The sequence below is a fragment of the Clostridium beijerinckii genome, assembly GCF_036699995.1.
Taxonomy (GTDB): Bacteria; Bacillota; Clostridia; order Clostridiales; family Clostridiaceae; genus Clostridium; species Clostridium helianthi.
In genome coordinates this window covers 2,172,501-2,180,000 of the sequence record NZ_CP144906.1, presented here as the reverse complement: position 1 = coordinate 2,180,000, position 7,500 = coordinate 2,172,501, and the positions used below count along the sequence as shown (strand labels likewise).

At 33.4% G+C, this 7,500-nt stretch carries 5 protein-coding genes, 1 tRNA gene and 2 rRNA genes (2 of these 8 running past the window's edge); 2 read left to right on the top strand and 6 right to left on the bottom strand.

The genetic code is table 11. The features are described 5' to 3' along the window. Nucleotides 1-91: the 5' end (the start) of a rubrerythrin family protein gene (locus PZA12_RS10165; RefSeq protein ID WP_206491068.1), read on the bottom strand. 386 nt of this gene lie to the left of the window's left edge; 91 of the gene's 477 nt are visible here — the first part of the coding sequence; the start codon lies at nt 89-91; its stop codon lies off the left edge, out of view. Between the two features lie 205 nt (nt 92-296). Between PZA12_RS10165 and PZA12_RS10160 the strand changes: the two genes are divergently transcribed. Next, complete coding sequence (locus PZA12_RS10160; protein ID WP_077842274.1) at nt 297-740, top strand: MarR family winged helix-turn-helix transcriptional regulator; 444 nt, start codon at nt 297-299, stop codon at nt 738-740. Between the two features lie 81 nt (nt 741-821). Beyond that, entirely contained in the window at nt 822-1,991 is a 1,170-nt protein-coding gene (locus PZA12_RS10155) for an MFS transporter (protein WP_078117668.1), read from the top strand. 177 nt (nt 1,992-2,168) lie between these two features. Here PZA12_RS10155 and PZA12_RS10150 read toward each other — a convergent pair whose 3' ends face one another. The 5 genes from PZA12_RS10150 to PZA12_RS10130 all read right to left on the bottom strand — a co-directional run. Beyond that, entirely contained in the window at nt 2,169-3,569 is a 1,401-nt protein-coding gene (locus PZA12_RS10150) for an aldehyde dehydrogenase (RefSeq protein ID WP_103699376.1), read from the bottom strand. A 94-nt stretch (nt 3,570-3,663) separates the two neighbouring features. Further along, entirely contained in the window at nt 3,664-5,232 is a 1,569-nt protein-coding gene (locus tag PZA12_RS10145) for a hypothetical protein (RefSeq protein WP_103699377.1), read from the bottom strand. A gap of 429 nt (nt 5,233-5,661) precedes the next feature. Next, nucleotides 5,662-5,778 (bottom strand): 5S ribosomal RNA (rrf, locus tag PZA12_RS10140). 3 nt (nt 5,779-5,781) lie between these two features. After that, nucleotides 5,782-5,856 (bottom strand) — tRNA-Asn (locus tag PZA12_RS10135). A 138-nt stretch (nt 5,857-5,994) separates the two neighbouring features. After that, nucleotides 5,995-7,500 (bottom strand): 23S ribosomal RNA (locus PZA12_RS10130); it runs 1,405 nt beyond the window's last position.

Sequence of the window (7,500 nt, the reverse complement as noted above, 5' to 3'; positions counted from 1 at the left end):
TTGCATTTTCTTCATTTTTTTTATATACCTCCAATGCATACTTCTCAATATCAATAAGTCGCTCTATCAAATCATAAATAGTATAATTCATAATTAATTTCTCCTATTATATTTGAATTTATTTTAAAATGTATATCGGCTAAAGCAAATTTATAAAATTATTATCATTATACTTTTCAACTGTAATTAATATACGTTAACTAATATATTTTTATATTTATTATCATCTACACTGAAACATTATCTATTGCATTTAACTTTTGACAATACTGCGCAGCATCTATACAATATTTATTATGGATAAATTATTAGACAATAAGGAAATTAGTGAAATATTTCTGGAAGTAATATGTAGTTTCTTTGAAAAAGATTTGAAAGCTAAAAATTTTGGAACAGATTCAAATCTATATCATTCCGAAATACACATGCTGCAATATATAAAAGAAAATGAGGGTTTACATATTTCAGCTATTGCAAGAAAACTTGATATTACGCGAGGTGCCGTTTCACAAACTATAAAGAGATTAGAAAATAAGGGTTATCTATTTAAGGAGGCGAGTTCTGATAGTAATTCAAAACTAATATTAAAGCTTACAGAAAAAGGTGAGGTGGCGTATAAAAATCATAAAAGCTATCACAATCAATACAATCTTATTATAAAAGAGTTATTGAGAAGTGCTAGCAGAGAAAATAAAGAATTTTTGTATAATTTTCTAAACCAATTTAAAGACAAAATATAAGATACCTTTTCAAGGTATTTTATTTTATATTATATGTATAGTATCTATACATAAATCTATACAGTATTATGGAGGATTAAAATGACTCATAAATCAAATTTTAAATTAAACAGATTTATAATATTAATTATGGCTATTACTTGCGGGGCTACAGTTGCAAACCTATATTTTGTTCAGCCATTACTAACACAAATTTCTACAAACTTTAATATTTCCGAATCTCAAGCAGGATTTATTGTAACTCTAACCCAAATAGGTTATGCCATAGGATTATTTCTATTTGTTCCACTTGGAGATATAAAAGAACGTCGTAATCTAATTATAAAAATGCTTATAGTTGTTGGTATTTCTTTGCTATTAGTTGCTATTTCTCCTAATTACCTAATTTTATTAATTGCTTCTCTGTTAGTTGGATTTACAACAATAATTCCTCAACTAATAGTTCCATTTGCTGCGCATTTGGCAGAACCTTCAGAACGTGGAAAAATAATAGGTAATGTTATGAGTGGACTTCTAATAGGAATATTACTATCAAGAACATTTAGTGGGATTGTCGGGCAAGCTTTTGGTTGGAGATCAGTATACTTCTGTGCTGCATTCTTAATGGCACTTTTTGCAATAATAATAAAAAACTTTTTCCCAACAAGCATACCAAACTCCAATATACCATACGCTAAGCTAATACTCTCCATATTTCCTCTAATTAAACAAGAGAAAACTTTAAGAGAAGCATCTATAAATGGAGCATTGATGTTTGGAGCTTTCAGTGCATTTTGGACTTCTGTTATTTTTTTATTAGGTTCTCACGTTTATAATCTTGGAACACGTGAGGCTGGATTGCTCGGTTTAATAGGGGTTGCTGGAGCTGCTGCTGCACCTTTTGTCGGAAGAATTGCTGATAAAAAAACTCCTAAATTTACAGTGGGAATAAGCATTATTTTTTCTACTTTATCCTATATATGTTTTTTCATTTTAGGATATAAACTTTATGGTTTAATCATTGGTGTTATACTATTAGATTTAGGAACCCAAGCTGGTCAAGTTTCCAATCAAGCAAGGATACATGAGCTTGGTGATGAAGTACGTAGCCGAATTAATACTGTATTTATGGTTTCATATTTTCTTGGTGGATCATTAGGATCATTTCTAGCGCCTTTAAGCTGGCAATATTTCGGTTGGATTGGAGTATGCTCAGTAGGATTTATATTCGAGGTTATTGCTCTAGTTTTTCACTACATCATTTATAAGTAAAAAAGTTCAAACTATATTTCATTAAACCAGTAATAAATTTATTCTTCTATGAGGATATTTCTACTAACCTTTAATATATCGTATGTTATAATAAAACTATTATTATAGCCTACGATATAGCGGTATTTTGCTTTATAATAACATTAAAACTTAGCTTCCTAATAAAAATTTATTATTTTAATTAAGAAGTTTTTTGACTAAAATCATATTTTTTGAACTATATGGTGGAAAAAGCATCTTAATATTTATTTTTGCTCCTTTGTTTAAAACACTTTTTCTATGAGAAAATGTTTTAAAGCTCTCTTCTCCATGATAAGCTCCTATGCCTGCATTTCCAACACCTCCAAATGGCAAATTACTATTTGCTAAATGATTTAAAGTATCATTTATACAAACGCCTCCTGAAGGTATTTCTTCAATAACTCTTTCTTGTGTTTTCTTATTATTAGTGAATATATAAAGAGCCAGAGGTTTAGGCATGCTTTTGATTTTCATTACAACATCATCAAAATTAACAAACTCAATAATAGGAAGTACAGGCCCAAATATCTCTTCCTTCATGCTTTCCGATTCAAATTCTGATACATCTATAATTGTTGGCTCTATAAACCTTTCATGTTCATCATAAGTGCCTCCATAAAGGATTCCTTTTTTATCTCTATCAATTAAATTTTTTATTCTGTTAAAATGCTTATCATTTATTATCCTACCATAATATTCACTAGATTTAACGTTATCTCCAAAGAATTCTTTTATGGCATTTTTCATTTCTTTAATAAGCTCACCTTTAATATTTTTACTAACCATAAGATAATCGGGTGCTACGCATGTCTGCCCTGCATTTAAAGTCTTTCCCCAAATAATCCTTTGAGCAGAAATTTTGATATTAGCAGTTTCATCCACTATTACTGGACTTTTACCTCCTAACTCTAGAGTCACTGGAATCAAATTTTGTGCTGCCGCTTTCATGATTATCTTCCCAACATTAACGCTTCCAGTAAAGAATATATAGTCAAATTGAGAATTTATCAATGAAATATTTGTCTTAACACTTCCTTCTACGCAACTTATATATTTTTTATCAAATGTTTTTGAAATCATTTCAGTTATTATATTCGAAACATTTAACGAAATTTCAGAAGGTTTTATTACGATGCAATTCCCTGCACTAATTGCACCTATCAACGGCTCAATAACGAGTTGAAACGGATAATTGTAAGGACCTATTATTAGCACACTTCCATAAGGTTCACTAACTATATAACTTTTTCCAGGTTTTAAAAATATCGGTGTTTTTGTTTTCTTAGGCTTTGCCCATTTCTTTAAATTATTAATTGTATTCTCTATACTCAAGTATATGAATCCTATTTCTGTTACATATGATTCAAATTCATGTTTCCCTAAATCAAGACTTAAAGCTTCAGTAATTTTGCTTTCATAATCTTTTATACTTTCTTTAAGTTTTTTTAATTGGTTAATCCGAAATTCTATTTTCTTCGTGGCCTGAGTACCAAAAAACTCTTTTTGCTCTTCAAGGATTTCATTAACATCTTTTAATGTTAATTCAGAACTATTCATTTTATTATCTCCTTATTTTATCTTGTATTCTTAGCAAATATTTCATAATTATAATTTTATCCAAATACTTGTAAAAAATAACTTATGAGATAATTTAAAATTCTGGAGTGATCTCATCTATATGTACTTTCTTTTCTCCATTTCCCAATACCATAAACTGAATCTCAATTTTAAAACCATCTAAGAAGCTTACATCTATATATTCATATTCTTCCTTTTTTTTCTTATTACCTTTACTTTCTATTACTCCCATGCTTAAAGCCATTGGATCATTTGTAAAATGTAATTCATATAAACATTGTTCGATTTTTAGTAATTCGTTTCTAGTAAAACTTACCATATTGCCTAAGTTATCAAAGTTAAAAGTAAACTTGTTGAAAAATTGACTCCATTTCTTGAATATTTCATTCTTTTTTTCTTCTTCTTTATTTCTCACATCACTTTTCATTTTATTATAGGCGTCTACCAAGTTATGCGCTTCCTCTTTCAAATGTTGAAATTCCATTCCAATGTTTTTTATACTTTCCTCTTTAATAGATATTACTTTAACATTGTCATCTATCAATTCCTTCTTATATGTAGCCTTTATATTAATATCTGAAATCTTATTATTTATATCAATTTCTTCAAACTTAACTACTTTAAATTCTTCCATCAGTGAATCCAATTCCTCTAATGGTGCATTTTCCATTTTAAGTTTAATCTCTTTTAATTCATCTTCATATGATTTCTTGACTGATGCTAACTTAATATGTATTTTCCCTAGGTCTATTATATCTTCTTCAGCTTTATCTTTACTTCTAATCGCATTCTTCAATAGACGTTTTTCTTTCTCTAAACTCTTCTCAATAGAATTTATTTTATCCTTGCATAATTCTATTTGTTTTTTCAACTTTAACAATTCTTCCTGCGACTTCTTTAATTCTTCTTCTCTTTTAAATGCCTCAACTTCCTCTTCACTTGTTACAAAACTCGGAAGTTCTTCTTCTTTTACAGTAAATCTACCTCCATAAGCCTTAACGCATAACCATATAAGTCTTATAAAATGTTGCCTATCTAATTTTTTCCACACATTAAGAAATGTCAATTTTGCAACATCTACTGATTGAGTAAATTCTCTTTTTTGTTCTTCATCCATACTACTTATAATTTCTTCTATATCTTTTGTAGTTTCTTGTAAATCTACAAAAGCTTGTCCATTTATATATTCTTTAGCCTTACCACTAAGCTTTTCATTATATTTTGAATAAATAATATCAGCCTTATGGTTTGGCATTAAGTTTTTATGTACTTTATATAGTTTAGCTGCTTCCTCTATTACCTCTATTGATACTTCGTCCTCTGTTGGACTCTCTAAATTATCATTAATTTTTTCAGCAAGAATATTGAACAACCTTTCATTTAACTCATTTCTTGTACACTTTTCCAATTCCTCTTTTTTTTCGTCTACCAAAGCCCATATTTCTTTTACCTCCGGTTCTTCGAGCACACGATTTTTTCCTATTTTACTTCCTATAAAATTAATTATACTTATAGTTCTTTTCTTAGCCTTTTGTATAATTGGCTTTGATATATTTGTCACATTCATTGTTTCAAGTAATGCAATTTGTTCAATGATGTCATTATCTGAAATTTTTCTAAGTCCGTCAAAAATATTAGGCATATCTGTCTCCTTTGTAAATGAATTATTAGTTATTTTTATCATAGTTCATCTTAACAATGCTATATAGCGAGCATAATAAATTTATATTAAACCTACAATAATTCCCACCTAATTACTATATAGATTCTCAAATGAAATTTCAACCACATAAGTTATAAATAATATAATTAATTCTTTATAAGTTTATTGGTTTTGTGTATCTTGATGATTTTAAAATAAACTTTGATTAATTAAATGTTTTAGAAAACATATGATAATGAAATGCAAGTATTCACTAACACAAATTCTAGCATATTCATCTATATTTTAACAGAATAACCATTATTATTCCACATTATTGATGAGATTCCTATTTTTATATACCTATATATTCACCATGCCAAAATTTGATAAAAAAAAAGACAGCCATTATGACTATCTTTAATACTTACCTCGCAACGTCCTACTCTGCCACACAGTCTCCCATGCAGTACCATCGGCGCTATAGACCTTAACTTTCCTGTTCGAAATGGGAAGGAGTGTTACCTCTATGCCATCATCACGAGATATTGGCTCCGCGAAGAGGACTCGAACCTCCAACCTATCGGTTAACAGCCGAGTGCTCCACCATTGAGCTATCGCGGAACGCTATTTGAAAGAATTTGTTCTTTCAAAATTGCACATAAGTGAGAGTCCAAATTTTATATTTGGATACTCGAACTTACTCAGCGAACGCCAGTGAGTCGAGCTTCCTCTATTAATGTATATTACAACTTGATTATATTGGTCAAGCCCTCGACCTATTAGTATCAGTCAGCTAAATGTGTTACCACACTTACACCTCTGACCTATCAACCTTGTAGTCTTCAAGGGGTCTTACTAGCTTATGCTATGGGAAATCTCATCTTGAGGTGGGCTTCACACTTAGATGCTTTCAGCGTTTATCCCTTCCCGACTTAGCTACCCAGCTATGCTTCTGGCGAAACAACTGGTACACCATAGGTCAGTCCATCCCGGTCCTCTCGTACTAAGGACAGCTCCTCTCAAATTTCCTACGCCCGCGACGGATAGGGACCGAACTGTCTCACGACGTTCTGAACCCAGCTCGCGTGCCGCTTTAATGGGCGAACAGCCCAACCCTTGGGACCTACTTCAGCCCCAGGATGCGACGAGCCGACATCGAGGTGCCAAACCTCCCCGTCGATGTGAACTCTTGGGGGAGATCAGCCTGTTATCCCCGAGGTAGCTTTTATCCGTTGAGCGATGGCCCTCCCACGAGGTACCACCGGATCACTAAGCCCGACTTTCGTCCCTGCTCCACTTGTAGGTGTCGCAGTCAGGCTCCCTTCTGCCTTTACACTCTTCGAACGATTTCCGACCGTTCTGAGGGAACCTTTGGGCGCCTCCGTTACATTTTAGGAGGCGACCGCCCCAGTCAAACTGCCCACCTAACAATGTCCTGTCACCAGTTTCATGGCATCCAGTTAGAACTTCAATACTATCAGGGTGGTATCCCAACAACGACTCCACCAAGGCTGACGCCCTAGTTTCCCAGTCTCCCACCTATCCTGTACAGACAATACCGAAATTCAATGCTAAGCTACAGTAAAGCTCTACGGGGTCTTTCCGTCCAATCGCGGGTAGCGAGCATCTTCACTCGCACTACAACTTCGCCGGATTTGCAGTTGAGACAGTGCACAAGTCATTACGCCATTCGTGCGGGTCAGAACTTACCTGACAAGGAATTTCGCTACCTTAGGACCGTTATAGTTACGGCCGCCGTTTACTGGGGCTTAAGTTCACACCTTCGCGATATTTCGCTAAGTGTTCCCCTTAACCTTCCAGCACCGGGCAGGCGTCAGCCCCTATACATCAGCTTTCGCTTTAGCAGAGACCTGTGTTTTTGTTAAACAGTTGCTTGTGCCTATTCTCTGCGGCCTGATTTCTCAGGCACCCCTTCTCCCGAAGTTACGGGGTCAATTTGCCTAGTTCCTTAACTGCAATTCTTCCGTCGGCCTTAGGATTCTCTCCTCATCTACCTGTGTCGGTTTGCGGTACGGGCACTACTTCTCTCTCTAGATGCTTTTCTTGGAAGCATGGAATCAGATACTTCGGTTCCGTAGAACCTTCCCCATCACGCCTCAGAATTGTTGGAACGGATTTGCCAATCCCAACTCCCTAAACGCTTAGACTAGCATCCAATAGCTAGCACATCCTATCCTTCTCCGTCACACCATCGATAATAACGATTATAGTGGTATTGGAATATCAACCAATTGTCCATCGACT

What these genes read in the sequence shown, in the direction of transcription:
- PZA12_RS10160 (WP_077842274.1), top strand. Translation starts at nt 297, where the DNA reads ATGGATAAATTATTAGACAATAAGGAAATTAGTGAAATATTTCTGGAA.
- PZA12_RS10155 (WP_078117668.1), top strand. Translation starts at nt 822, where the DNA reads ATGACTCATAAATCAAATTTTAAATTAAACAGATTTATAATATTAATT.
- PZA12_RS10150 (WP_103699376.1), bottom strand. Translation starts at nt 3,569, where the DNA reads ATGAATAGTTCTGAATTAACATTAAAAGATGTTAATGAAATCCTTGAA.
- PZA12_RS10145 (WP_103699377.1), bottom strand. Translation starts at nt 5,232, where the DNA reads ATGCCTAATATTTTTGACGGACTTAGAAAAATTTCAGATAATGACATC.